The 26,574-nt window shown below is 74.0% G+C and carries 21 protein-coding genes; 7 read left to right on the top strand and 14 right to left on the bottom strand.

What is annotated here, in order from left to right; all coding sequences use genetic code 11:
• Positions 1-21: 21 nt before the first annotated feature.
• Positions 22-768 (bottom strand): SDR family NAD(P)-dependent oxidoreductase, encoded by a 747-nt coding sequence (locus tag OG711_RS32500; RefSeq protein WP_329562099.1) that lies wholly within the window; start codon positions 766-768, stop codon positions 22-24.
• Between the two features lie 190 nt (positions 769-958).
• On the opposite strand from OG711_RS32500, the gene OG711_RS32495 reads away from it, so the two are divergent.
• Entirely contained in the window at positions 959-1,573 is a 615-nt protein-coding gene (locus OG711_RS32495) for a TetR/AcrR family transcriptional regulator (protein ID WP_073791889.1), read from the top strand.
• A 113-nt stretch (positions 1,574-1,686) separates the two neighbouring features.
• On the opposite strand, the gene OG711_RS32490 is transcribed toward OG711_RS32495, so the two are convergent.
• From OG711_RS32490 to OG711_RS32480, 3 genes are all read right to left on the bottom strand, one after another.
• Positions 1,687-3,378: a flavin monoamine oxidase family protein gene (locus tag OG711_RS32490; RefSeq protein ID WP_329562097.1), complete on the bottom strand. Its 1,692-nt coding sequence runs from the start codon at positions 3,376-3,378 to the stop codon at positions 1,687-1,689.
• Positions 3,379-3,675: 297 nt separating this feature from the next.
• Complete coding sequence (locus OG711_RS32485; RefSeq protein WP_073791895.1) at positions 3,676-4,131, bottom strand: Lrp/AsnC family transcriptional regulator; 456 nt, start codon at positions 4,129-4,131, stop codon at positions 3,676-3,678.
• Positions 4,132-4,396: 265 nt separating this feature from the next.
• Complete coding sequence (locus OG711_RS32480) at positions 4,397-5,839, bottom strand: GuaB1 family IMP dehydrogenase-related protein (RefSeq protein WP_073791898.1); 1,443 nt, start codon at positions 5,837-5,839, stop codon at positions 4,397-4,399.
• Between the two features lie 510 nt (positions 5,840-6,349).
• Here OG711_RS32480 and OG711_RS32475 point away from each other — a divergent pair.
• The 3 genes from OG711_RS32475 to OG711_RS32465 are packed head-to-tail and all read left to right on the top strand — an operon-like array spanning position 6,350 to position 9,953.
• The gene (locus tag OG711_RS32475; protein WP_329562095.1) at positions 6,350-7,660 is read left to right on the top strand and encodes a lycopene cyclase family protein; all 1,311 of its coding nucleotides are present in this window, start codon (positions 6,350-6,352) and stop codon (positions 7,658-7,660) included.
• Positions 7,660-8,382, top strand: coding sequence for a class I SAM-dependent methyltransferase (locus tag OG711_RS32470; RefSeq protein WP_329562093.1), 723 nt, complete (start codon positions 7,660-7,662; stop codon positions 8,380-8,382). The genes OG711_RS32475 and OG711_RS32470 overlap by 1 nt, the downstream gene beginning before the upstream one ends.
• Positions 8,379-9,953, top strand: a complete 1,575-nt coding sequence (locus OG711_RS32465; RefSeq protein ID WP_329562091.1) for an FAD-dependent oxidoreductase — start codon at positions 8,379-8,381, stop codon at positions 9,951-9,953. Before OG711_RS32470 ends, OG711_RS32465 begins: the two co-directional genes overlap by 4 nt.
• A 1,016-nt stretch (positions 9,954-10,969) precedes the next feature.
• Here OG711_RS32465 and OG711_RS32460 read toward each other — a convergent pair.
• From OG711_RS32460 to OG711_RS32435, 6 genes are all read right to left on the bottom strand, one after another.
• A complete protein-coding gene (locus tag OG711_RS32460) occupies positions 10,970-11,914 on the bottom strand; it encodes a DUF5914 domain-containing protein (RefSeq protein WP_405675061.1) in 945 nt (314 codons plus the stop codon).
• Between the two features lie 71 nt (positions 11,915-11,985).
• On the bottom strand, positions 11,986-12,993 hold the full coding sequence (locus tag OG711_RS32455) for a phytoene/squalene synthase family protein (RefSeq protein WP_329562087.1): 1,008 nt from the start codon (positions 12,991-12,993) through the stop codon (positions 11,986-11,988).
• Complete coding sequence (crtI, locus tag OG711_RS32450) at positions 12,990-14,543, bottom strand: phytoene desaturase family protein (RefSeq protein ID WP_329562085.1); 1,554 nt, start codon at positions 14,541-14,543, stop codon at positions 12,990-12,992. Before crtI ends, OG711_RS32455 begins: the two co-directional genes overlap by 4 nt.
• Positions 14,540-15,919, bottom strand: a complete 1,380-nt coding sequence (locus OG711_RS32445) for a polyprenyl synthetase family protein (RefSeq protein WP_329562083.1) — start codon at positions 15,917-15,919, stop codon at positions 14,540-14,542. Before OG711_RS32445 ends, crtI begins: the two co-directional genes overlap by 4 nt.
• Before the next feature lie 824 nt (positions 15,920-16,743).
• Positions 16,744-17,583, bottom strand: coding sequence for an aldo/keto reductase (locus OG711_RS32440; protein WP_329562081.1), 840 nt, complete (start codon positions 17,581-17,583; stop codon positions 16,744-16,746).
• An 85-nt stretch (positions 17,584-17,668) separates the two neighbouring features.
• Positions 17,669-18,829, bottom strand: a complete 1,161-nt coding sequence (locus OG711_RS32435) for a MerR family transcriptional regulator (RefSeq protein ID WP_329562079.1) — start codon at positions 18,827-18,829, stop codon at positions 17,669-17,671.
• Positions 18,830-18,962: 133 nt separating this feature from the next.
• Here OG711_RS32435 and OG711_RS32430 point away from each other — a divergent pair, with 133 nt between their 5' ends.
• Both OG711_RS32430 and OG711_RS32425 read left to right on the top strand, forming a co-directional pair.
• Entirely contained in the window at positions 18,963-19,595 is a 633-nt protein-coding gene (locus OG711_RS32430) for a sigma-70 family RNA polymerase sigma factor (protein WP_405674282.1), read from the top strand.
• A gap of 42 nt (positions 19,596-19,637) precedes the next feature.
• On the top strand, positions 19,638-20,123 hold the full coding sequence (locus OG711_RS32425; RefSeq protein ID WP_329562075.1) for a DUF5680 domain-containing protein: 486 nt from the start codon (positions 19,638-19,640) through the stop codon (positions 20,121-20,123).
• A gap of 15 nt (positions 20,124-20,138) precedes the next feature.
• Here the strand turns inward: OG711_RS32425 and OG711_RS32420 are convergent, their stop codons facing one another.
• The 4 genes from OG711_RS32420 to rpe form a co-directional block, all read right to left on the bottom strand.
• Positions 20,139-21,512, bottom strand: a complete 1,374-nt coding sequence (locus OG711_RS32420; protein ID WP_329562073.1) for a cryptochrome/photolyase family protein — start codon at positions 21,510-21,512, stop codon at positions 20,139-20,141.
• Positions 21,513-21,592: 80 nt separating this feature from the next.
• Complete coding sequence (locus OG711_RS32415; protein ID WP_073791936.1) at positions 21,593-23,122, bottom strand: SDR family oxidoreductase; 1,530 nt, start codon at positions 23,120-23,122, stop codon at positions 21,593-21,595.
• An 805-nt stretch (positions 23,123-23,927) separates the two neighbouring features.
• Positions 23,928-24,968 carry a sugar-binding transcriptional regulator gene (locus OG711_RS32410; RefSeq protein WP_073791939.1) on the bottom strand — a complete coding sequence of 347 codons (1,041 nt, stop codon included), beginning with the start codon at positions 24,966-24,968 and terminating at the stop codon, positions 23,928-23,930.
• An 89-nt stretch (positions 24,969-25,057) separates the two neighbouring features.
• Positions 25,058-25,744 carry a ribulose-phosphate 3-epimerase gene (rpe, locus tag OG711_RS32405; RefSeq protein ID WP_073791942.1) on the bottom strand — a complete coding sequence of 229 codons (687 nt, stop codon included), beginning with the start codon at positions 25,742-25,744 and terminating at the stop codon, positions 25,058-25,060.
• A 174-nt stretch (positions 25,745-25,918) separates the two neighbouring features.
• Between rpe and OG711_RS32400 the strand changes: the two genes are divergently transcribed.
• Entirely contained in the window at positions 25,919-26,572 is a 654-nt protein-coding gene (locus OG711_RS32400; protein WP_073791943.1) for an HD domain-containing protein, read from the top strand.
• The last annotated feature ends 2 nt before the right edge of the window (positions 26,573-26,574 follow it).

The raw sequence follows: 26,574 nt of genomic DNA, 5'->3' as shown, positions 1-26,574 counted from the left end.
CGCCCCGCCCCGCCCCGGGGCCTACGCGTTGCTGCCCGCGTCGACCGTCAGCGCCGCGCCCGTGATGTTGCGGCCTCCGGGACCCGCCAGATGCGCGATGGTCGCCGCGACGTCGTCGGGGTCCATGAAGCGTCCGAGTGCCGCCAGCGCCCGCTGTTCGTCGGCGCCTTCGGCGTCCACCGGGTTCATTTCGGTGTCCGTGGACCCGGGGTGGACGACGTTCACGGTGATCCCCCGGGGGCCGAACTCCCGGGCCAGCGCCCGGGTCAGACCGCTCAGGGCCGCCTTGGTCATCGAGTACAGCGCGATCCCGCCGAACGGCGCGCGCTCCACCAGGCTGCTGCCGACGCTGATGATCCGGCCGCCCTCCGGCAGATACCGCGACGCCGCCTGGGCCGCGAGGAACGCGGCGCGCGCGTGCACCGCCAGCGCCCGGTCCAGCTCGTCGAGCGTCACGTCCTCGACCGGTCCGAACGGGAAGATGCCCGCGTTGTTGACGAGGATGTCCAGCCCGCCCAGCTCCGCCACCGCGCGTTCCACCGACGCCACGACCGCCGCCGCGTCGGCCGAGTCCGCCTCCAGCATCACCGCGCGCCGGCCCATCGCCTCGACCTCGGCCACCACGTCCTTGGCCCGCTCCGCACCGAGCGGACTGACGTACGTGAACGCGACATCCGCGCCGTCCCGGGCGAGCCGCCGCACCACCGCCGCCCCGATCCCCCGGCTGCCACCCGTCACCAGCGCGACCTTGCCCCGCAGCGCGTCCATATGTCCCACTCCCCTGTTCCCCTGATCGTTCCCACGACCTCGGACACTATTTCTGTGTCGGTCGACACAGAATATATTCACGCGCCACCCCGGCACGTCAAGGCATATATTTGTCACTCGACACAGAAAGACAGCCGACCGGTACGCGCGACGGCGGACCGGACACGGCGAGCAGCGGAGGAGGAGCGCCATGCCCCCGGCACGCGGACGCCCCCGGGCCTTCGACCGGGACATCGCCCTGGCCCGCGCCATGGAGACCTTCTGGGAGTACGGCTACGAGGCCACCTCGATGACCGACCTCACCGCCGCGATGGGCATCAGCTCGCCCAGCCTCTACGCGGCGTTCGGCTCCAAGGAGCGGCTGTTCCGGGAGGCCGTCGAGCTGTACGAGCGGACGGCGGGCGAGCCGGTGAGCCGCGCCCTGGTCGAGGAGCCCACCGCGTACGACGCCGTGGCCGCCATGCTGCGGACCAACGCCCGGGACTACACCGGGCCCGGGCATCCGACCGGCTGCATGATCGTGCTCTCGGCGCTGAACTGCTCGGAGTCCGGCGCGGGCGCCCGCGACCATCTCGCCGGTATCCGCCGGGACGGGGCCGACGCCCTGCGCGCACGGCTCGACCAGGGGGTGCGCGAGGGCGAACTGGCGCCCGGTACCGACACCGGCAGCGCCGCCGCCTTCTACACGGCCGTCCTCCAGGGCATGTCGGTGCAGGCCAGGGACGGCGCCGGACGGGCGGAGCTGGAGCGGATCGCGGACCGCGCGCTGGCCGCCTGGGACGCGGTGACGGCGCCCACCGGCTGAGCGGGGGCGCCGTCGGGAACGGGCGGGGAAACGGTCCGGGTCCAGTTTCGCGTCCGGGTCCGGCTCCGGCTCCGGGTCCGGGTCCGGGTCCGGGTCCGGGTCCGCGGGGAGGGTCAGTCGTCGGGGAGTTCCACCGGGGCGATCTCGTCGTACCGGTCGCCCGGGCCCGGGTTGGTCGCGTCGGTGGCGCCGCCGAACTGGCGCATCACACCCCATACGGCGTTGAGCGCGGTCTGCACGGCGCCCTCGGCCCAGCCCGCGGTCCAGGAGATGTCGTCGCCCGCGAGGTAGATGCCCCGCTTGTCCTCGGGCAGCCGGTCCTGCATGAAGTGGGTGAACAGCCGCCGCTGGTAGCGGTAGTGGCCGGGCAGGTTGGCCTTGAACGCGCCCATGAAGTAGGGCTCGTTCTCCCAGGACACGGTGACCGGGTTGCCGATGATGTGCTTGCGGATGTCGACGTTCGGATAGATCTCGCCGAGCGACTTCAGCATGACCTCCATCCGCTCGTGGGCCGACAGCGGGAGCCACTTGAGGCTGTCGTCGCACCAGGTGTAGGAGAGGCAGATCACGGCGGGCCTGTCCGGGCCGTCGTCGAGCAGGTACGTACCCCGGGTCATCCGGTCGGTGAGCGTCATCGACATCACGTCCCGGCCGGTCTCCTCGTCCTTGTCCAGCCAGAACGGCCGGTCGACGGGGACGAACAGCTTGCTGGACTCCATGTAGTGGGTGCGCTCGATGGCGGTCCAGTGGTCGATGGGGAACAGCTCGTCGTCGCACTCGATCTTCGACAGCAGCATCCAGGACTGCGCGGTGAAGACGACCGCGGGGAAGGTCCGGATGTCACCGGAGGAGTCGGTGACCGTGATCCGGTTGCCCGCCGTACGGTGCAGCCGGGTCACCGCCGGACGCGGGGTGCCGCCGTGCAGCGAGGACAGCGAGGTGCCCTGCGCCCAGTGGACGATCTTGCCCGGCTCGCGCTCCCACAGCCGCAGCGGAAGCTGCTGGCTGCCGCCGACGATGCCCCGGTGGTGGTCGTCGGCCTCGGTGTAGACGACACGGAGGATCTCCAGGATGGAGTTGGGGAAGTCGGTGTCCCAGCCACCGGTCCCGAAGCCCACCTGGCCGAAGATCTCCCGGTGCCGGAAGGACTTGAACGCCTCCGAGTCGCAGAGGAAGCCGTAGAAGGTCTGGTTGTCCAGCTTCTCCACGAGCTTCGCCCAGATCTCGCGGATACGCGGGACGTCGCGCTCACGCATCGCCTGGTTCATGTCGGAGAAGTCGGCGCCCTCCTCCAGACAGGCGCTCCACGCCTCGGCGACCTGGCGGTACACCCCGGGCAGGTCGTCCAGGGTGCGCGCGTAGTGCGACTCGCCCTTGAGGTCGACCACCGTGGACGGGGTGACCTCGGCCAGCGGGTTCGGGAACGGGCGGGTCGTGAGGCCCACCAGGTCGATGTAGTGCTGGAGCGCGGTGGACGACGGCGGGAACCGCATCGCGCCCATCTCGGCGGTGAGCTCCGGGTCGCAGCCGTCGAAGCCGACGGTCCGCAGCCGCCCGCCGATCATGTCCGCCTCGTAGACGACGGGCCGCAGCCCCATCTTCATCAGCTCGTACGCGGTGACGATCCCGGACAGCCCGCCGCCGATCACGGCCACCTCACGGCCGTGCTCCGTCGCCGGGATCTGCCCGAGCCCGGCCGGGTGCGCGAGGAAGTCGTCGTACGCGTACGGGAAGTCCGGGCCGAACATCGTGATCGGCGGCTGCGCGTCGGTGTGCTGGACGGCGGTGGGCACCGTGGACGTCATGGGGCGGGGACTCCTTGCACGGGAAAGCCGCGCGGGGCGCGAGGGGGCGGGACGGCCCCGGCCGGGCGCGGGGGGATCGCTGAACGGCGCGGGGACGACATCGACGGTACGTTCCGGCGTTCCACCGGGACAAGACGCGTCCGTTGCGCTCCACCTGGTGATTCATTGCGTACGGCGACGCCCGTGCGGCGATTCGTTGCGTGGCGGGGAAAGAACGGGGAAAGGGTGACGGCGGCCACACCCGTGCCAGCCCCTACGGGGGTGTCACCGCAGGTCGGCGGCGGTGGGCCCCGGCGCTCAGCCCGGGGTGCCGGAGGCGAAGCGGCGCAGCAGCGGGGACAGCACGAGCACCGACTTGGTGCGCTCCACGAAGGGCTCCGCCGCGATCCGTTCCAGGACCCGCTCGAAGTGCCGCATGTCGGAGGCGAGGACCTGCACGATCGCGTCGGCGGCCCCGGTCACCGTGGAGGCGGCCATGACCTCCGCGTACGGTTCGAGGCCCCGGTGGATCTCGTCCGCCGAGGTGTTGCCGCGGCAGTAGATCTCGATGAACCCCTCGGTCTCCCAGCCCATCGCCGCCGGGTCGACGCGCACCGTGAACCCGGTGATCGCACCCGTCGCCCTGAGCCGGTCGACACGGCGTTTCACCGCGGGCGCCGAGAGGCCCACCTGCTGGCCGATGTCGGCGTAGGAGCGGCGGGCGTCCTGGGCGAGGGCGTGCACGATGGCTTCGTCGAGGTCGTTCAGTCGCACGGGGGTCGTTCGCTTCTCTTCGCTGGCCCCGGGGACACGGGGACGGCGGTGGGCCGTACCCGCAGTAGAACACGGCCGCCGGAAAGCGCCTGCCGGGCCGGCCCGGTGTCGTCCGGCGCCTGCCGCGGGACGGCCGGCTACCGCCCGGGAGCCGCCCAGGGACGGCGGGTGCCGGCGCGGGACGGCTCCCGGACGACATCCGAACAGCTCCGGACGGCTCCCCGAACGCGGCGGGGAGCCGTCCGGACGGGCCGTCGGCCCGGGATCAGTTCCAGCTCGCGTGCAGCGGCTTGCCCTCGGCGTACCCGGCGGCGCTCTGCACCCCGACGATCGCCCGCTCGGCGAACTCCTCCAGGGAGCCCGCGCCCGCGTAGGTGCAGGACGAACGGACGCCCGCGATGATCGAGTCGATCAGGTCCTCGACACCGGGCCGGGCCGGGTCGAGGAACATCCGCGAGGTGGAGATGCCCTCCTCGAACAGGGCCTTGCGGGCCCGGTCGTACGCGGACTCCTCGCTGGTGCGGTTGCGGACCGCGCGGGCGGACGCCATGCCGAAGGACTCCTTGTAGAGCCGTCCGTCGGCGGCCTGCTGAAGGTCGCCCGGAGACTCGTACGTACCGGCGAACCAGGAGCCGATCATCACGTTCGACGCCCCGGCGGCCAGCGCCATCGCCACATCGCGGGGGTGCCGGACCCCGCCGTCGGCCCAGACGTGCTTGCCGTACTTCTTGGCCTCGGCGGCGCACTCCAGCACCGCGGAGAACTGCGGGCGGCCCACTCCGGTCATCATCCGGGTGGTGCACATCGCGCCGGGGCCCACCCCGACCTTGATGATGTCGGCGCCCGCCTCGATCAGGTCACGCACCCCTTCGGCGGCCACGATGTTGCCCGCGACGACCGGGACCGCGGGGCCGAGGGCCCGTACGGCGCGGACCGCGGCGATCATCGACTCCTGGTGGCCGTGCGCGGTGTCCACGACGAGGGTGTCGACCCCCGCGTCGAGGAGCTGCTTCGCCTTGCCCGCGACATCGCCGTTGATCCCGACGGCCGCGGCGATCCGGAGCCTGCCCCGGTCGTCGGTCGCCGGGGTGTACAGCGTGGCGCGCAGGGCTCCGCGGCGGGTGAGGATGCCGACCAGCCGGCCCTCGGCGTCCACGGCGGGCGCGTAGCGGCGGTTGGCGGTGTCGAGCTGGTGGAACGCCTCACGGGGGTCTATGTCCGCGGCGAGGAGCAGCAGGTCCCGGGACATGACCTCGGTGAGCTGGGTGAACCGGTCGACCCCGGTGAGGTCCGTGTCGGTGACCACACCGACGGGCCGGTGGTGCTCGTCGACGACGACACCGGCGTTGTGGGCCCGCTTCGGCAGCAGCGCCAGCGCGTCGGCGACGGTCTGGTGCGGGGCCAGCACGATGGGGGTGTCCAGGACGTGATGACGGCTCTTGACCCAGCCGACGACCTCGGTGACGACCTCGATCGGGATGTCCTGGGGGATCACGACGAGCCCGCCGCGCCGGGCCACGGTCTCCGCCATCCGGCGGCCCGCGATCGCGGTCATGTTGGCGACCACGAGCGGGATGGTGGTGCCCGTACCGTCCGGCGACGCCAGGTCCACGGCCTGCCGGGAGCCGACGGCGGACCGCCTCGGCACCATGAAGACGTCGTCGTAGGTCAGGTCGTACGGGGGCTGGAGATCATTGAGGAAACGCACGTGCTGCTCATCCCAGTCGATCAGAGGTGGCCCCCGGACAGGTCAGCCGGGGGGAAGAGCACGTACTTCAGTGTCCCATGACGGGGGTCCCGTCCGACCTGGGACGATCATCCAGGGCCCTCGACGCCCCCTTCGTCACTTCCTCCAGCCCGGACCTCCCCCAGGCCAGGACTCCGCTGCCGACTTGCACCTTCCCCGGCCCGGACTCCCTCAAGCCCGGATTCCCGCAAGCCCCTGCTTCCGCGGTTCACGGTTCACATCCCGGCCGCCCGGCTTTGCCCGGTCCGGTCCGGTTCCGTTCCGATCCGTTCCGGTGCCCCGGCCCCGGCACGTCGTCGTGCCCGGAGCGGTCCGGCACGGAATCGTGTGCCGTGCGGCGCATCCGGTGCGCCGCCGCGGCCGGAATGGTCGGCGGACGGGCCGGACGGGGATCACCGTGAGCGGCAGGCACGCCGTGGCCTGGGCGGCGGCCCGGGACCCCGGGGCGAGCGGAAGGGGAGGCGGGTCGGGATGTCCCGTACGGACGTGGTGATCGTGGGGGCGGGCGCCGCCGGGCTCTCCCTGGCGCACTGGCTGACCGCGCCGGGAACGCCGGGCAGCGGCCCGGGTACGGGGACGGGGACGGGTTCCGGTACGGATCGCGGTACGGGGACGGATCGCGGGCCGCTCGATGTGACCCTGGTCGAGGCCCCCGGGGGTCCGCTGCGGCCCGCGCCCCGGACCTGGTGCTACTGGGAGCCGCCCGGCGGTCCCTACGACCATCTGCTCACCGCGTCCTGGGACCGGCTGCGGGTCCGGGCGCCGGACGGGAGCGGCGAGGTCCGGCGGACGGACCCGCTGCGGTACAAGATGCTGCGGTCCACCGACTTCGAGGCGGCGGTCGGCGCCCGGCTCGCACAGGTGCCCTGGGTACGCCGGGTGACGGCCACCGTCGACACCGTCGTGGACTCGCCCGGCGGCGCGGAGGTGGTGGGCACCCGCGCGGACGGCTCCCCGCTGCGGCTGCGGGCCCGCTGGGTCCTCGACTCCCGCCCGCCGCGCGTCCTGCCCCCGGCCCGTACCGTGCTGCTCCAGCACTTCCGGGGCTGGTTCGTGACGACGGACGACCCGGTGTTCCGCCCCGGTACCGCCGACCTGATGGACTTCCGGACCCCGCAGCCCGACCGGGGCCTGTCCTTCGGGTACGTCCTGCCCACCGGCCCCCGGACCGCGCTGGTCGAGTACACGGAGTTCTCCCCCGGGGTGATCGGCGACGCGGCGTACGACCGGGCGCTGCGGCACTACCTCGGCACGGTCCTGGGGGTCGGGCGCTACACGGTCACCGGGACCGAGCACGGGGTGATCCCGATGACGGACGCGCGGCTGCCGCGCCGCACCGGCGCCTCGGTGTTCCCGATCGGGGCCGCGGGCGGCGCGACCCGGCCCGCGACCGGGTACACCTTCGCCGGGACCCAGCGCCAGACCCGCGCGGTCGCCGCCGCGCTGCGCTCCGGCCGCACGCCCCTGCCGCCGCCCGCGCACGGCGCCCGTTCCCGGGCCATGGACGCCGTGCTGCTGCGCGCCCTGGACACCGGACGGGTCGGGGGCGCCGACTTCTTCGCCCGGCTGTTCCGCACCGTCCCCACCCCGGTCCTGCTGCGGTTCCTCGACGGGGGGACCGGGCCCGTACGGGATGTGTCGATCGGGCTGCGCACCCCCGTCCTGCCGATGCTGCGCACCGCCCTGGAACTCCCGCTGCTGCGGCGCCGCCCCCATCCCGGGGCACCCGCCGCACCGGCGTCCCCGCCCCCTCCCACCCCCCACCGTGAAGGGTCACCGTGATGACACTGCTGCGCGACGACGACCTGTCGGACGCGTTCGACCACGCGTCCCGCACCTACGACCGGCTGGTCGCCGTCAACCCCGGCTACCACGCCCAGCTGCGGCGCTCCGCGCGGCGCCTCGGGCTGCCCCACGGGGGCGCCGGGCTGCGCGTACTGGACCTGGGATGCGGCACCGGCGCGTCCACCGCCGCGCTGCTGAGCGTGGCGCCCCGGGCCCGGATCACCGCCGTCGACGTGTCGGAGGGCATGCTGGACCGGGCCCGCGCGAAACGCTGGCCGCCGTCGGTGTCGTTCGTCCGCTCACCGGCCGAGGCGCTCTGCGACCACCAGGTCGGAGGGCCCTTCGACGCGGTGTTCGCGGCCTATCTGTTCCGCAATCTCACCGACCCCGACCGGGTACTGACCTCGCTGCGCGCCCTGCTGGCGCCCGGCGGGCGCTTCGCGGCGCACGAGTACACGCTGAGCGGCCGTCCCGCGCACCGCGCCGTGTGGCGGGCGGTGTGCGCCGGGGTGGTCCTGCCCGCGGGCACCCTCACCGGCGACCGGGTGCTGTACAAGCATCTGCTGAGCAGTGTCACCCGCTTCGACACGGCGCCCGCGTTCGGTGAGCGGGTGGGGCGGGCCGGGTTCGAGCGGGTGCGGGTGCTGCCCGTGTCCGGCTGGCAGACCGGTGTCGTCCACACGGTCGTCGCGGCGGCCCCGGGCGGAGGAGCGGCGTGAACACGTATCTCACCGGCGCCGGCGGCATCCGCCGTCCGGCGCCGCGCCGGGGCCGCGACCGCCGGGCCGTGGTCGTCCGCGCCGCCGCCGGGCGGCCCCGGGTCGAGGGGCCCGCGCCCCGGGCGGCCGTGGTCGGCGGGGGGATCGCGGGGCTCGCCGCGGCGACCGCGCTCGCCGAGCGGGGGGTCCGCGTCACCCTGTACGAGCGCGAGCCCGTCCTCGGCGGACGGCTCGCGGGCTGGCCGGTCCGGCTGGCCGACGGGTCCACCGCGACCATGAGCCGCGGCTTCCACGCGTTCTTCCGGCAGTACTACAACCTGCGGGGGCTGCTGCGGCGGGTCGACCCGGGACTGGACGTGCTGCGCCCGCTCCCCGACTACCCGCTGCTGCACAGCGACGGACAGACCGACGGGTTCGCCCGGGTCCCGCGCACCCCGCCGTTCAGCGCGCTCGGCTTCGTCGCGCTGAGTCCGTCGTTCGGCTGGCGGGACCTGGCCCGGATGAACCCCCGGGCCGCGCTGCCGCTGCTGGACGTGGGGGTGCCCGGGGTGTACGACCGGCTGGACGGGATCAGCGCCTGGGACTTCCTGGAGCAGGTGCGGTTCCCGGCGGCGGCCCGGCATCTGGCGTTCGAGGTGTTCTCCCGCAGCTTCTTCGCCGACCCCCGGCAGCTGTCCGCGGCGGAGCTGGCCCTGATGTTCCACATCTACTTCCTCGGCTCCAGCGAGGGCCTGCTGTTCGACGTGCCCGCCGAGCCGTTCCCGGCGGCGCTGTGGGACCCGCTCGCCGGATATCTGACCGGGCACGGCACCGAGGTGCGCACCGGGTCGGGCGTCGACGAGGTGACGCCCCTGGACGACGGCGGGGTGTCCGTCACGGGCGACGGCCGGAGCACCCGGTACGACGCGGTGGTGCTGGCGCTGGACCCCGCGGGGCTCACCCGGCTCGTCGCCGCCTCGCCGCGCCTCGGTGACGGCCCCTGGCGGGAACGGGTCCTCGCGCTGCGGACCGCGCCGCCGTTCCTGGTCTCCCGGCTGTGGCTGGACCGGCCGGTCGCCGCGGACCGGCCCGGGTTCCTGGGCACCAGCGGGTTCGGCTCGCTGGACAACATCAGTGTGCTGGACCGCTGGGAGGGCGAGGCCGCGCGGTGGGCCGCCCGGCGGGGCGGGGCGGTGGTGGAGCTGCACGCGTACGCCCTCGATCCGGGGGCCGACCGGGCGACGGAGGAACGCGCGCTGATCAGGCAGTTGCACCGGGTCTACCCGGAGACCTCAAAAGCCCGGGTCGTCGACCAGCGGCATGAATGGCGGGCGGACTGTCCGCTGTTCCCCGTCGGGGGGTACCGGGAGCGGCCCGCGGTGCGGACGCCGGACCCTGCGGTGAGCCTGGCGGGGGATCATGTGCGGACGGGGCTGCCGGTGGCGCTGATGGAGCGGGCCGCGACCAGTGGGTTCCTGGCGGCGAACTTGCAGTTGGCTCGGTGGGGGGTCGGGGGGCAGCACCTCTGGTCCGTCCCCACCCAAGGCCGCACCCCGGCCCTACGCGCCCTGACCCGAGCGTTTTCCGCGTAGGCGTTCGCTGGTGCGTTCGGGGTCCGTCCGGCTGGGCGTACTTGCTTTCCTGTGCCGTCGCTCGTGGGTTTCGCGCAGTTCCCCGCGGGTCGCCTTCGCTTGCGCTTCCCAGGTCCGTCCGGCGGGGCGTACTTCGTCCCTGTGCCGTCGCTCGTGGGTTTCGCGCAGTTCCCCGCGGGTCGCCTTCGCTTGCGCTTCCCAGGTCCGTCCGGCGGGGCGTACTTCGTCCCTGTGCCGTCGCTCGGTGGTCTCGCGCAGTTCCCCGCGCCCCTTTGGGGGCGCTGCCTGCCTGGTGCTGTCGGTCGGGTGCGGGCCTGTTCTCGTTTTCGCGCAGTTCCCCGCGCCCCTTTGGGGCGCCTTCTGCCGGTTCTTCGGGTCGGTGCCGGTCGGGATTCTCCGTCCTCGCTCCAACGCGCTCGGTAGGGACGGGAAGGTGACCCCACTGGTGGCGTCGGAGTCTGCGGGCAGAGATTCCCGCCCACCCCCTCCCGCAGCAGCGCGACCGCGCGAGGAGGGGGGCCCGCACCCGAAAGACAACGGGAATGGGGCGCCCCGTCAGGGGCGCGGGGAACTGCGCGAGCAACCAAGAGCTATCCGCAGCCGAGCAGGTACCGGAAGGGGCGCGACCTCAGGGGCGCGGGGAACTGCGCGAAGACGAGGGCAGACCCGCACCCGACGAACAAGCCCGAAGGGGCAGCATCCAGGGGCGCGGGGAACTGCGCGAGCAACCACGGGCCATCCGCAGCCGAACGGGAACCGGAAGGGGCGCGACCTCAGGGGCGCGGGGAACTGCGCACCCCACGAGCGACGGCACAGGAACAAGTGCGCCCGGCACAGGAAACCCAGGGGCGCGGGGAACTGCGCACCCACGGACGACCCGGACAGGGACAAGTACGTCCAGCACAGGAAACCCAGGGGCGCGGGGAACTGTGCACCCACGGACGACCTGGACAGTGACAAGTACGTCCAGCACAGGAGACCCAGGGGCGGGGGGAGGACACCCGTGGGGGGCGGGGTCAGCCCGGGAAGCGGCCCGCCGCTCTCAGGCGCCAGCGGCGCTCCGCATACGCCAGGTCGTCCCGCCAGAGCCGCCCCGCGGCCCTCCGCACCAGCGGCCGCAGCACCGGCGCCACGGCCCGCGCCACCCCGAACCCGGCCCGGTCGGACGCCGCGATCACCGCCTCCACCACCGCCGTACGCGGCACCCCCGCCGCGTCCGCCCCGAGCGGTGTCGCGTGGGACTCCACGACCGACCCCAGCCCCTCCCCCCGCACGATGCGCATGACGACGGTCCGCGGCTCGGGCGCGGTGAACTCCGCCCGCACCGGGACGACGGCCCGCCCGGCGACCTTGAACGAGACGTCCACCACGAACGCGTCGTCGTCCTCCGCCGCCCCGTCGGTCGGCGCGCTCACCACCGTGAGGTCCACGAAGGAGTACGGATGGAACCAGGCACCGTGCCAGGGGTCGAGCCGGTTGGCGACGATGTCCTCGGGTTCGCAGCGGCCGACGGCGGTGTACACCGCGTCCACCACGCCCCGCGCCAGGTCCGGCCGAGGGGGCACCACGGGGCGTTCGGTGGCGGGCTCGCCGCCCACCTGGTCGAGCCGGACCCAGACAAGGACCCCGTCGTCGTGCGCGGGATACGGTTCCCAGCCCGCGAACGGCCGCCCGTCGAGGGCCATCCCGTGCCAGTGGCACACCAGCGTGCCGCACCGCACCGGACTGTCCTTGAGGGGTGCCCCGAGATGGGGACACGCGCCCGGCCCGGCCCGCAGCCCGCCCGTCGCGTCCCGCCAGACGACGATCTCCGTGCCTTCCACGGTCCGGCCGAGCGGCCGGTCCCGGGGCACGTCACGGGAGGCACCGACGACGTACCAGTTGCCGGAGGGGCGGGCCTGGGCCCGTTCGAGGGCCTGGGCGATCAGCGCGGGCCGCGCGTCCCGCCAGGTGGGACGCATGTGTTCCCAGGGCACGACCGTACGGCGCAGCCGCAGCGGGACCCGGGGCCGCCGGGGGGAGGACGGATCCGTCACGCGGCACCCCTCCCGGAGCCTGCCGAAGCGGAGGGCATCGGGGCGGGCGACGGGGATGGCGCCGTCCGGAAGCGGGCGCGGCCCCGGGCGAACAGGGCGCCCGTGAATCCCCGGAGCGCGACGGCGGCCCGCCGCCGGTCGCTCACCACGGCCCTGCGGTGCAGTACCGCGTACCCGTCGGCCGCGATGGCGTCGAGGATCTCCCCGTACAGCACGAACGCCGTCCGCACGCATGGCCGGGACACCGGGTCGAGGAGGTCGACGCCGGGCGCGGCGGCGGTGTAGACCCGGCGGGTCAGCGCCTCCGCGTCGGTGAGGGCGGCGGTGATCCGCGGGTCGCGGTGCCCGGTGGTCCTGCTCCAGCCCAGCAGGTCCCGGTCGACGCCGTGCGCGGCGAGCAGATCGGCGGGGAGGTACACACGGCCCCGGTCCAGGTCCTCCCCCACGTCCCGCAGGAAGTTGGTGAGCTGGAAGGCGACCCCGAGGTCGGCGGCGTACGGCTCGGCCGTGGCGCGGGGGACGACGGTCCCGAGGACGGGCAGCATCTGGAGGCCGATCACCGCGGCGGACCCGTGCATGTAGCGGCGCAGCTCGGCGTAGGTGGCGTAGTCGGTGACGGTGAGGTCGCTGCGCATCGACGTCATGAAGTCGCTGAACAGGCCGGGGTCGATGGCGTACCGGGCGGCGGTGTCGGCGAGGGCGGTGACGACCGGTTCCCCGGTGCGTGCGCCGCGCAGCCCGGCCAGCAGCCGCTGGTGCAGGGCGTCGAGGGCGTCGGCCCGTTCACCGGGGGTGGCGGTGGCGCCGAGGTCGTCGACGATGTCGTCGGCCCGGCGGGCGAAGCCGTACAGGGCGTGCACGGCGGGCCGGCGCGCGGCGGGCAGCAGCCGGGTCGCGAGGAAGTACGTCCTGCCGTGGCGGGCGTTGAGCGTGCGGCAGCGGGTGTAGGCGGCGCGCAGGGCGGGGTCGGTGATCCCGGCGGCGTCCAGTTCACGGTCCGTCATGCGCGGTGGCCTTCCTTGGCGGACGGGGAGCGGGGGGCCGTGACGGTCGAGGGGCGGCCGGGACGGACCGGACGGGGGCCGGTGACCCGGGCGGCGGCGAGCTTGCCGGAGAGCAGCACCGTCGGTACGCCTACCCCGGGGGTGGTGCCGCAGCCCGCGAGTACGGCGTTGGCGGTGCCGTTCACCAGGTTCCGGGGGCGGAACGGGCCGGTCTGCGCGAAGGTGTGCGCCACCGCGAACGGGGTGCCCGCCGCGTGTCCTTCGGCCGTCCAGTCGACGGGGGTGACCAGGCACTCCTCCTCGATCGCGGCGGCCAGGCCGGGCATCCCCCGCCCCTCCAGCTCGGTGAGCAGGGCGTCCCGGTAGCGGGGTCCGAGCCGCCGCCACTCGTCGGTGCCCGGTCCGATGTCGGTGTTGGGGCAGGGCGCCAGCACATAGTGGAGATGGCGGCCGGGCGGGGCGAGGGAGGGGTCGGTGGCGGTGGGCCGGGTGATGAGCAGGGACGGGTCGCTCATCAGACGCCCGGTGCGGGTCAGTTCACGGAACGTCTCCTTCCAGGCGCCGCCGAAGGAGATCGTGTGGTGCCCGAGGTCCGGCCAGGTGCGGTCCGTCCCGGCGTGCAGCACCACGGCGGACGGGGCGTGCCGCAGCGGGCGGATACGCCGTGGGGCGCGGCCGAGCAGCCGGTAGCTGACGGGCAGGTCCGGGGTGAGGACGACGGCGTCGCAGGCGATCCGGCCGTCCTCGGTGTGCACGGCGGTGATCCGCTCGCCGCGCCGCTCCAGCCGGGTCACCGTGCTCCCGTACCGGAGGTCGGCGCCCGCGTCGGCCGCCGCGTCGGCCATGGCCCGGGGCAGCGCGTGCACCCCGCCGCGCGGGAAGTACACCCCGGCGACGGTGTCCATGTACGCGATGACGGCGTACGCGGCGAGCGCGCGGGCCGGTGCGACACCCGCGTACAGGGACTGGAAGGAGAAGACCCTGCGCAGCCGTTCGTCGGAGAGGAACCGTCCGATCCGGGCGTCGAGGCGGCCGAATCCGCCGAGGGCCGCGAGCCGTACGAGGTCGGGGTGCAGCAGACCGAGCGGCGAGTCGAAGTTGGTGTCGATGAACCGGGCCTTCTGCGCCCGGTAGACCGCCTCCAGCCAGCTCCGCAGCCGCCGGTATCCGAGGGCTTCGCGGGCTCCGGCGAACCGGTGGATCTCGGCCTCCATCGCCGCCGCTCCGGTGTGCACGTCGAGGGCGGAGCCGTCGGCGAAGCGGGCCCGGTAGGCGGGGTGGAGCGGGATCAGGTCGAGCCGGTCGCGCAGGTTCTCCCCGACGGCCTCGAACGGCTCCGCCATCAGGTCGGGCATCGTGAGGACGGTCGGCCCGGTGTCCATCCGGTACCCGGACCGGGTCATCGTCCCGGCCCGGCCGCCGGGCCCGGTGTGCCGTTCCACGACGGTCACCCGCCGTCCGGCGCCGAGCAGATGCAGGGCGGCGGCCAGCCCGCCGAGTCCGGCACCGACCACGACGACATGGTCGGTGGGTCCCTTCAGGGCTCTCATCGGGATGCTCCTTCGTGGGGTGCGGTGCGGGGGCGCCCGGCGACGGACGCGGGACGCGCCGGGGGGCGGGGCGGGTCCGACGGGCCGCCGCGGGGGGCGGGCTCGTCCGGGGCGGGGGCGGGCTCGTTCGAGACGGGTGGGGGAAGCGGGTCGGGGGCCGGGGGGCGGTCGGGCGGGGGGTCGCCGCGGGCGATCGTGGCGAGCAGGTGCCCCAGGCGTTCGGCGGCCCGGGGCGAGCCGCCCGTCACGGCCGCCAGATGGCGGCCCGCGAGCGTGACGAGGTGGTCGATCCGGGCCTCGACGACCTCCCGCGCCCCGGTCATCACGAGCGTGGCGCGGACCCGGTCGAGGTCGTCGGCCGAGAGCTGCGGGTCCCCGAGTGCCGCGTCGAGGACGGCCACCGCCGCCCGGTCCCCGGACGACTGCGCGCGAGCCCGGCCCACCGCCGTCAAATAGGTCAGCTTCCCCTCCCGGATGTCCTCACCGGACGGTTTGCCGGTGGCCTCCGGGTCCCCGAACACCCCGAGCAGATCGTCGCGGAGCTGGAAGGCGATCCCGGCGCAGCGGCCCGCCGCGCCGAGGGACCGCGCGGTGCGTTCGTCGGCCCCGGCGAGCGCCGCGCCCAGCGCGAGGGGCCGTTCCACCGTGTAGAGGGCGCTCTTGAGCCGGGCGACCCGCAGTGCCTGGGCGCGGGATCGGGCGCCCGTCACCTGGCCGTGCAGATCGAGGTACTGCCCGGCGACCATCTCGGTGCGCAGCGCCCGCCATTCGGCACGGACCCGGGCACGTACGGCGTCCGGCAGGTCGGTGTCGGCGACGGTGTCATCGGCCCAGGCCAGTGCGAGGTCCCCGGCGAGGACGGCGGCCGAGCTGGCGAAGTCGGTGCCGCCGGGGCGCCGCGCGCCGGAGCCGTACTGCTCGCGCAGGGCGGTGTGGAGGGCGGGACGGCCCCGGCGCAGCGGTGAGCCGTCCATCACGTCGTCATGGACGAGGGCACAGGTCTGGATGAGTTCGAGGCCCGCCGCGAACCGCAGCGCGGGGGCGACGGTGCCGGGGTGGGCCCCGCAGGTACGCAGGGCCCACCACAGGAACTGGGACCGCAGCCGTTTCCCGCCGTCCAGGGTGAAGCGGGCGACCCGTTCCGCGAGGTCGCGGGCGAAGAGCGGGTCGAGGTGCGCGGCTTCCCGGCGCCGCTCGCCGAGCACGGCGGCGAGGGTGCGTCCGACGGCGGCGGGCACGTCCGAGTCGATCAGCCGTGCCTCGCTCTCCGGGGACGGTACGCGGCGGTGGCCGGGCGGGGGTTCGCGCAGCGACGCGGGGCCCGTGGGCGGGCGGGGGGCGGCGGCGGGGTGGTCCTGCGCTGCGGTGCGACGCATCGCGCATCCTCTCGTCGCGTGGTTCGGCTGTCTCCCGGGACCTGTTCGGGACGAGGGCCTCGTTTGGATGCGGGGTGCCGTGCGGCAAGCTGTTCGGGTGCCACGCGTCTGGCCTACCAGCGCGGTGCGGTGGGCGGCCCGAAACCCACCGGGGGTGGGCCACGTTCCACACCACCGGCCCATCGGGGGTGCGCTCGCAGGTCGCCTTCGCTTGCGCTTCTGAGGTTTCCTGGGCTGGGCGTACTTGTTTCCTGTGCCGTCGCTCGTGGGGTGCGCGGTTCCTCGCGCCCCTGGGTACGCGGTGCTGGGCGTACTCCGTTCCTGTGCCGTCGTTCGTGGGTTTCGCGCAGTTCCCCGCGCCCCTTTGGGGCGCGTTCTGCCGTCTTTCGGGTCGGTGCCGGTCGGGATTCTCCGTCCTCGATCCGACACGCTCGGTACGACGTGTCGTTACCCGACTGAAGAGCATCGGAGTCTGCGAGCAGAGATTCCCGCCCACCCCCTCCCGCAGCAGCGCGACTGCGGGAGGAGGGGGGCCGCACCCGAAAGACAGCAGCAATGAGGCGCCCCGTCAGGGGCGCGGGGAACTGCGCAATAACGAGGACAGCCCCGCACCCGAAGAACAAGCCCGAAGGGGCAGCATCCAGGGGCGCGAGGAACTGCGCACCCACGGACGGCTCGCACGGGCACAAGTACGCCCAGGGGTGGAACCCCAGAAGCGCGAGCGAAGGCGACCTGCGGGGAACTGCGCACCCACCGAGTGACGGGGCCGGGACAAGTACGCCCGGCACCGGAGACCTGGGGAGCGCAAGACGGTCAGACGCGGGTCAGGGACCCGGGGCGAGCTCCGTCAGACGCCGCCGCTGGTCCGCGTCCAGGGTCAGCCCGGCCGCGGCCACGTTCTCCTCAAGATGCGTGATCCGGGACGTGCCCGGGATCGGGAGGACCACGGGCGAGCGGTCCAGGAGCCACGCGAGGGCGACCTGGGTGGCGGTGGCGCCGAGCTCCGCGGCCACCGCGGCGACCTCCTCCCGCTCCCCCGCGCCACCCCAGACGATCGGCCGCCACGGCAGGAACGCGATGCCCGCGGCCGTGCACGCGTCGAGCACGGCGTCATGCTCACGGTCGAGCAGGTTGTAGCGGTTCTGGACACTCGCGATGTCGACGATCTCCCGTGCGCGCGCGAGTTCCGCGACGGTGACCTCGGACAGTCCGACCCGGCCGATCTTCCCCTCGGTACGGAGGTCGGCCAGGGTGCCGAGCTGATCGGCGAAGGGGACCTCCGGGTCGACGCGGTGCAGCTGGAGCAGCTCGATCCGGTCGGTACGCAGTCGCCGCAGGGCCAGGTCGACCTGGTCGCGCAGCACGGCCGGGCGGCCGTCCAGGCCCCACTCCCCCGAGTCGGCCGAACGCGCGAGCCCGACCTTCGTGGTGACGAGCAGTCCGTCCGGGTAGGGGTGCAGGGCCTCGGCGACGAGTTCCTCGTTGGCGCCGCCGCCGTACATATGGGCGGTGTCGATCAGGGTGACGCCGAGGTCGACGGCCCGCCGGAGGACCGCGAGGGACGTGGCCCGGTCGGCGGCGGGTTCGGTCGGCAGCTGCATCGCGCCGAAGCCGAGCCTGCGCACGGTCAGGTCCCCGCCGATGCGGAATGTGGTCGGATTCATGTGCGGTGCTGCTCCCTTTTCGCTCAAGCGGCCACGCTAACAGCGGCTTCGAGAGCGGCGAACCCCCGTTCGGGGGGTTCCGCGCTCACCCGGGCAGGTCCCGCCCGTACAGTGCGCCGAGCATCCGCAGCGCCTCGCCGAGGCTCGTCGGCTGTACGGCGCCCTCGACCGGGGCACCCGCCCAGCCGGGCCCGGCGGCCATCACCGTCGCCCGGGTGCGGGCGCCCCGTACGCCCCAGGTCATACCGCCGACGCGCCGGACCAGCGCGCGGCCGGCGGTCGCACGGGACTGCGACCACAGCACCACCGCGGCCGGACCCGCCCGCCGGACCGCCTCGTCGAGGGCGTCCGCGGGCACCGCCGCGCCGAACATCCTTACCGGCACGCCCCGTTCGGCCAGGCCCGCCGTGAGCGCCTCCAGCGGCAGGGTGTGCAGCTCGCCCGGCGCGCACGCGACCACGACGGGCGGACCGGGCTGCGGCGGGACGGGCCGCGCGGGGACCCGGCGCAGCGCGGACGAGATGTGCCACGACAGCAGATGCTCCACCTCGACGTACCGCTCCCCCGATGTCTCCCACTTCCGGCCGACCGCGCGCAGCGCGGGCATCATCACCTCGTCCCAGGCGGTGACGAGTCCGTGTGCGGCGAGCACCTCGCCGAGCAGCGCGTCGACGGCCCCGGAGTCCAGCCGGACGGCGGCCCGCGCGAGGCCCCGGCACTCCGGACGCACCCGGCCGAGCGGCAGCGCGCCCCAGTTGCCCGGGCGGGCCGGACGGCGCGCGGGGCCGTCGGCGGGACCGTCCGGCGGGGCGTCGGGGCCGGTGGGAGCCTCGGCGGGTGCCGCGGCGACGGCGCCGGGCGGACCGGAAGGGGCCACCGCGGCGGACCGGGCCGTCCGTGCGGCCTCCGCCGGGGGCACGCCGGCCGCGGTGAGGCGGCACATGGTCTCCAGGACGGCGATGTCCGCCGGGGTCCAGCGCCGGTGCTTGGCGCCCTCGTGGTGGACCGGTCCTATCCCATAGCGGCGGTCCCAGGACCGCAGTGTGGTCGGGGCGACACCCAGCCGACGGGCGACGGCACCGGTGGTGAGCGCGGCGCCGTACGGGGTGTCGGGCACGGCGGCCGGACCGCCGTCCCCGGTGACGGCGGCGGATACCGGGTCGGGGTCGGCCGCCGCGACGGTGATCGTCGTGGACGGGCGGGCGGTGCGCCGGGACGCGGGGGACGACGGAGTGCGGTGGGGCATGCCCACAGCCTAGGACCGACGCACAAACGACGCGTGTTGCGCCGGATGTACGGGGAACCCGAGGGTCGGACCGGGCGGCGGCGCCCGAGCGCGCCGTCATCCGTATTCCGCACGCCAGCTCAGAGGAGTCACCGTGGTGGCCACCGACGTACCGCGCGAAGCACCCAGCGCGCTCCCCCGGCGTGCGCCGGCCGAGGAGACAGGGCAGGACGAGCGGTTGTCGGCCGCTCTGGTCGCGGGCGACCCGGACGCCCTCACCGATGCCTACCGCCGCTGGGGAACCCTGGTGCACACCCTGGCGACCCGCGCCATCGGTGACGCCAGGGAGGCGGAGGACGTCACCCAGCAGGTGTTCCTCGCGGTGTGGCGGGGCCGGGCCGGATACCGTCCGGAGCGCGGACCGCTGGTGGCCTGGATCGTGGGCATCACCCGCCGGAAGACCGCCGACGCGCTGTCCGCGCGGACCCGGCGGGGCACCCTGGCCGCCGCCGCGGCGGCCGTCGCGGCCCCCGAGCCGTCCCGGCCCGAGGCGGACCCGGAGTCCGCTCTCGACCGGGTGCTGGTGACCCAGGCGCTGCGTGGTCTGACACCCGTCCAGCGGGATCTGCTGTGCCTGGCCTTCTACGAGGATCTGACCCAGGCCCAGATCGCCCGGCGCACCGGGCTTCCGCTCGGCACGGTCAAGAGCCATGTCCGCCGGGGCCTGCACCGGCTGCGCGGCAGCCTGGCACCGGACGAGCGCCCCGCCCTGCGGACCGCCGCCTGACCCGCGGGGCGTTGTCACACCCCTCTGCTACAACTTCCGGCCATGAGCACTCAGACCCACGCCGCACCGACCCCCTCCGAGCTGGAGTCCTTCATCGTGCGGGCCAAGTCCGCCACGTACGCCGCGGGCGGCGGCAGGATCGCACCGGTCCGCACCGCTTCGCACGACCTGGAGTACCGGGAGGACGGACTCGTCTACCGGGACAGCTACTTCGGGGGCACCGACTTCCTCGGGCAGGAGACCGTCCACTCCCATGACCTGCCGGTCTGGGGCATGAACTACCACGGGTACCTGCTGACCGGGGGAATCGACGCCCACACGGCGGGCGAGGTCATCCAGGAGGCGCTCACCGCCCTCTACGCGGAGGGCCGCTTCCTCGGAGGGTTCCGGTACACCGTCGGCGGCTTCGTCTATCACGACGAGACCACCGGCGAGGTGAACCGCTTCCGGGGCACCGAGCACATCACGCTGCCCGACGGCACCCGCGCGTACGAACTCGTCTACCACGGCGGACGCGTACTCGACTGATCCGCCGTCCCCCGCTCAGTCCTTGCCCCGGGCCGCCCGGAAGCGGTCCAGCCCGTCGGCCAGTTCCACGATCGGCTCGGGGTAGTCGTAGCGGGCCCGTTCGGATGCCGCCAGCTTCCACGGCTCATGGACGGCGGCGCCCGTGAGCCCGGCGAGTTCGGGCACCCAGCGCCGTACGTACACCCCGTCGGGGTCATGGCGTCTGCCCTGGCGGACCGGGTTGAGGACGCGGCCCGGCCGGGTGTCGGTGCCGGTCCCGGCCGCCCACTGCCAGTTGAGCTGGTTGTTGGCGAGGTCACCGTCGACCAGCAGGTCGAGGAAGTGCCGGGCGCCGGTCCGCCAGTCGATGTACAGGGTCTTGGTGAGGAAGCTCGCGGCGAGGAGTCGGCCCCGGTTGTGCATCCAGCCCTCGTGGGCGAGCTGACGCATGGCCGCGTCCACGGCGGGGTAGCCGGTGCGGCCCGCCTTCCAGGCGGCCACGTCCCGGTCCGCGCCGGCTCCGGTGCGCCAGTGGTCGTGCTTGGTGCGGTAGTCACCGGTCGCGGCGCCGGGGCGGGCCGCGAGGACCTGGTGGTGGAAGTCCCGCCAGCACAGCTGGCGGACGAAGGCCTCGGCACCCGGCCCGCCCGCCTTGCGGGCCCGGTGCACGAGCTCGGTGGCCGACAGGGTGCCGAAGTGCAGATGGGGGGAGAGCCGTGAGGTGAGGTCGCCGGGCAGGTCGTCGTGCCCGTCCTCGTAACCGGCGAGTTGTCCGCGCAGCCAGCGGGAGGCCCGCGCCCGTCCCGCGCGCTCCCCGCCCTCGGTGAGTCCCGGCGACACCCCGGTCACCGCCGCACGCGTGGGGACGGGGTCCGATCCCGCATCCCGCGGCACCCGGACCTTCCGGGGCGCGGCCAGCGGACCGCGCAGCCGCTGCTCGGCCCAGCGGCGGTGGTACGGCGTGAAGACGGCGAAGTGGTCGGAGCCCTGCGGGGTGACGGCGCCCGGCGGCAGCGCGGTGACGACCGCGTCATGGACCCGCAGCAGCCCGCCCGCGGCCTCGACCGTCTCCCGCAGCCGCTGCTCCCGGCGGGCCGCGTAACCGCTCACACCCGCCGCGACATGGACCTCCCGGGCGTCCGTGGCCGCCATCACCTCGCGCACCACGTCCGCCGGGTCACCGGTGCGGACGACGAGCCGACCGCCCCGGTCGCGCAGCGCGGCGTCGAGATCCTGGAGGCAGTCGGCGAGGAACGCCCGCCGGTTGGGCGCGCCGAATCCCGCGGCCTCGACACCCGGGTCCAGCACGAACAGCGGCACGGTCTCCTCGGCCGCGTCGAGCGCGGCGCGCAGCGGCGGATGGTCGTGCAGTCGGAGGTCGGAGGTGAACAGGACGACGGAGACGGTCATGGCGCCATTCCTTGGTCGGGCCGGGTCGGGTACGCCCTGTTCGGCCGGGCCCCGGTCCCTGGATGCACCGGGACGGGCGGTCAGCCGGTGGGAGGTGTGCCCGCGGGGTCAGGGACGGCCTTCGGCGCGCGTTCCGCCGTCCGGGCGATGTTGCGGGCCATCCCGCCGAAGACGACGGAGTGGAACGGGGAGACGCTCCACCAGTAGAGGTGCCCGAGCAGGCCGCGCGGATGGAACAGCGCGCGCTGCCGGTAGCGGGTGCGGCCGTCGTCGGTGCGGTCGGCGGTCATCTCCAGCCAGGCGAGGCCCGGCAGCCGCATCTCGGCGCGCAACCGCAGCAGATGTCCCGGTTCGATCTCCTCGACCCGCCAGAAGTCCAGCGAGTCCCCGGCGCGCAGCCGGTCCGCGTCCCGGCGTCCCCGGCGCAGCCCCACCCCGCCGACGAGCCGGTCGAGCTGGCCGCGCACGGCCCACGCGAGCGGGAAGGAGTACCAGCCGTTGTCCCCGCCGATGCCCTCGATGACCCGCCAGAGCGCGTCCCGAGACGCGTCGACGACGGCTTCCCGGCGGTCGGTGTAGAGGCTGCCGCCCGCCCAGTCGGGGTCGGTGGGCAGCGGGTCGCTGGGGGCACCGGGGGTCGAGGCGGACGACCAGCGGGTGGTGACGTTCGCCTCCTTGACCCGGCGCAGCGCGAGGGACAGCGCGGTGTCGAAGGGCAGGGGGTGGCCCGGCGGGTCGGGTACGTAGCGGGCGATGTCGTGGTCCTGCTGGACGACCTCGTAGCGCAGGGATTCGGCGAGCGGACGCGCGATGGTCCGGGGGACGGGGGTGACGAGTCCGATCCAGTGGCTGGACAGCCCCGGCGAGAGCATCGGCACGGGCAGGATCAGCCGTCGCGGGAGTCCGGCGACCTCGGCGTAGCGGGCCATCATGTCCCGGTACGTCATGATGTCGGGCCCCGCGATGTCGAAGGAGCGGTTGACGTCGTCGGGCATCCGGGCGCTGCCGACCAGGTAGCGCAGCACATCCCGGACGGCGACCGGCTGGACGCGGGTGCTGACCCAGCTGGGGGTGACCATGACCGGCAGCCGCTCGGTCAGATAGCGCAGCATCTCGAACGAGGCGGAGCCGGAGCCGATGATGACGGCGGCCCGCAGCACCGTCGTGGGGGTGCCGGATTCCAGCAGGATGCGGCCGACCTCCGCGCGGGACCGCAGATGGGGCGAGAGATCGTGCTCGGGTACGCCCGCGGGGGTGAGTCCGCCGAGGTAGACGATCCGGCGGACGCCCGCGGCACGCGCCTGCTCACCGAAGTTGCGGGCGGCGTCACGGTCGGTGCGTTCGAAGCCGGAGCCGCCGCCGAGGGCGTGCACCAGGTAGTAGGCGACATCGATGTCCTGGAGCGCGGCACGGGTCGACGCGGCGTCGGTGACGTCGCCGCGGACCGTCTCCGCGTCGGCGGACCAGGGGTGGTCGCGCAGTGCCGCGGGGTTGCGGGCCAGGCAGCGGACCTGGTGACCCGCGTCCAGGAGTTCGGGGACGAGCCGTCCGCCGATGTATCCGCTGGCCCCGGTGACGAGGCAGCGCAGCGGTGGGGTCCCGTCGGGCATCGTGGCCTCCCGTGCTCACGCGGTCGGCCTGCCGCCGCACCGCTCTGCGTCCTCCCTCACCCGGACTTCCGTCCCGCCCCGCCCACCGGATGCACCCACCCGCACCAGCTTCCCGCCCCGAAGCCCCCTTGTCCTCCCCAGCCCGTCATTCGCCCCCGCGTCCGGGTTCCCTGTGCCGGGCGTACCGACGCCCGGGCGGGTCGCCTTCGCTCACGCTCCCGAGGTCTGTCCGACTGAACGCACTCGTCCCTGTGCCGTCACTCGTGGGGTGCGCAGTTCCCCGCGCCCCTGGGTTTCCTGTGCTGGGCGTACCAACGCCCGTGCGGGTACGTCCGGGGGTGCGCAGTTCCCCGCGCCCCTGAAGGGGCGCCCACCTGGGGCTGTTCTCAGTCTGCGGGATCGGGGTTCAACCACCCTCCTCGCGGACTCGCACGGCTGCCGAAGGGGGTGGGCGGGAATCTCTGCCCGCAGACTCCGATGCTCTTCAGTAGGACCACATGTACGTCGTACCGAGCGTGTCGGATCGAGGACGGAGAATCCCGACCGGCACCGACCCGAAGAACAAACAGAACGCGCCCCAAAGGGGCGCGGGGAACTGCGCAAACCCACCGAGCGACGGCACAGGAACGAAGTACGCCCACCCGGACAGACCTCGGAAGCGCAAGCGAAGGCGACCCGCGGGGAACCGCGCGAAACCACCGAACGACGGCACAGGAACGAGGCGCGCCCAGCGCAGGAAACCCAGGCGGGCGCAAGCAACCGCGACCGCCGGGGCCGGAGGAAAAGCCCCCCGACCCCGACGGCGTCAGTCGTCGGGGTCGACCCGCTCAAGCGCGGGCGACGGCGCACTCCCCGCCGCCAGCAACGAATCCGCCGCAGCCGTATCGGTCACGAGACTCGTGACCAACCCGGACCGCAGCACCGCGTCGATCGCCGCCGCCTTCCGCCGCCCCCCGGCAATCGCTATGACCTCGGGAATCCGCCGCAGCCGATCGGCCTCGACGGTGATGCACCGCTCCCCCAGGTCCCGCCCGACCCGCCGCCCGTCCGCGTCGAAGAGATGCGCGGACATCTCCGCGGCGACCCCCAGCGACGCGTAATGCGCGCGTTCCTCGTCGGTGAGCATGTCGTGCACCGTGGAGATCCCGGGCTCCCAGGAGCCGATCGACACACAGGCGACCGTCACCTTGTCGAAGTACTCGAAGGCACGGGCGATCCCGGTCTGCTGCCGCAGCGCGTTGGCCGTCGCCGCGTCGGGCAGCAGCATCGGCGCGTAGATGGGGTGCGCGTCGCCCCCGGAGACCTGGGCCGCCCGCCGTACCGCCTCCACGGACCCGCGCTCGGCGGTCCCCGCGTCGTAGACACCGGTGAGCTGCACGACCGTGCAGGGCGGCAGCCGGTCGAGGGCGGCGGCCATATGGATGGTGGAGCGCCCCCAGGCGAGCCCGAGGACATCGCCTTCCGCCACCAGCTCGCCGAGAAGGTCCGCGGCGACCTCGCCGAGGTTCTCCGGGTCCGGCGACTCGGCGGCCTCGGCGGGCGACTCGACGACCACGGCGTGCCGCAGACCGTAGCGGGCCCGCAGGGCGTCGGAGCGTTCCGCGTCGAGCTCGGCGGGTACCCGGATCTCGATCCGCACGAGATCACGCTCAAGGGCGGTTTCCAGGACCCGGGCCACCTTGAAGCGGCTGACGCCGAACTCCTCGGCGATCTGGATCTTGGACTTGCCCTCAAGATAGAAGCGGCGGGCCATGGCGGCGGCCTGAACCAGCTCAGCGGGTCCCATCCGCAAGGCTGATCTGCCCGCCGAGAAGCCAGTCACGGCGATCTCCTCACTGCTGTTCACTTCTGTTCACAACCTGGGTATTGCCGTTCATCCTCGCAGATCCGGACCGGCCGAACAGCTCGGACGAACGCCGTTCACTATTCGGTGGCTCAGTGGTCGCAGGCCCAGGCCGCACCGGCGGTGGCCGACTCCGCCAGGGTGCGCAGCCCGCGCACGGCGTCCGCGGGGTCGTCCGCGCCGTAGACGGCGGAGCCCGCGACGAACACGTCCGCGCCCGCCTCGGCGCACCTCTCGATGGTGGTGGCCGAGACCCCGCCGTCGATCTGGAGCCACAGTTCAAGGCCGTGCTTGGCGATCAGCTCACGGGTGCGGCGGATCTTCGGCAGCATGATGTCGAGGAACGACTGCCCGCCGAACCCCGGCTCGACCGTCATGATCAGCAGCATGTCGAGTTCGGGGAGGAGGTCCTCGTACGGCTCGATGGGGGTGGCCGGTTTCAGGGCCATCGAGGCGCGGGCGCCCTTGGCGCGGATCTCGCGCGCCAGCCGTACGGGAGCGGCGGCGGCCTCCGCGTGGAAGGTGACCGACCCGGCACCCGCCTCGACGTACTGGGGGGCCCAGCGGTCGGGCTGCTCGATCATGAGGTGGCAGTCGAGCGGGATGTCCGTGGCGCGCGCCAGGGACTCCACGATCGGTACGCCCAGGGTGAGGTTGGGCACGAAGTGGTTGTCCATCACGTCGACGTGGAGCCAGTCGGCGCCGTCCACCGCACGGGCCTCGTCGGCGAGGCGGGCGAAGTCTGCGGAGAGAATACTGGGATTGATCTGCACGGCCATGGTCCAAGACTGCCATGCCGCGCGGCGGTTGCCCGCCGCGGTCCGGACCGGAACCCCGCAGACCGGTACGGACCGCCGCACGGCGGGACAGCGGCGGCGGCGCGGACCGGCGTACGGTGCCGGAACCGGCGCTCGGACCGGTACGGCATGCCCTCGACCCAGGGAGCGAACGACATGACGCACAGCGACCCGCACGCGACGGTGGCGGATGTGTCCGTACCGGACACCAGGATCGCGGTGGCGGCCACGGAACTCGTCCGGGACACCACCGACGACCTCGTCTACCACCACTCCCGCCGGGTGTACTTCTTCGGTGCCCTCCAGGGGCGGCGCCGGGGGCTGAGCTTCGACCCGGAGCTGCTGTACGTGGCGGCCATGTTCCATGACATCGGCCTCGGCGCCGAGCACCGCGGCAGCGGACGCCGCTTCGAGGTGGACGGGGCGGACGCGGCCCGCGCGTTCCTGCGCGGGTACGACGTCCCCGAGGACAGTGTCCGCCGGGTCTGGACGGCCATCGCCCTGCACACCACTCCCGGCATCCCGCAGTACATGGAACCGGAGGTCGCGCTGGTCACGGCGGGCGTCGAGTACGACGTGCTGGGGATCGGCTACGACGAGCTGAGCCCGGGTGCCCGGGAGGCCGTGGTCGCCGCCCATCCGCGGCCGGACTTCAAGCGGGCGATCCTGAAGGCGTTCACGGACGGCATCGCGCCCAAGCCGGAGACCGCCTTCGGCAATGTGAAGGCCGATGTCCTGCGCCACTTCGTCCCCGGCTTCACGCCCGGCGACTTCGTCGAGGTGATCCAGGACTCGCCCTGGCCCGAGTGAGG

This window comes from Streptomyces uncialis (assembly GCF_036250755.1).
Taxonomy (GTDB): Bacteria; Actinomycetota; Actinomycetes; order Streptomycetales; family Streptomycetaceae; genus Streptomyces; species Streptomyces uncialis.
This window is presented reverse-complemented; position numbering and strand designations above follow the sequence as displayed.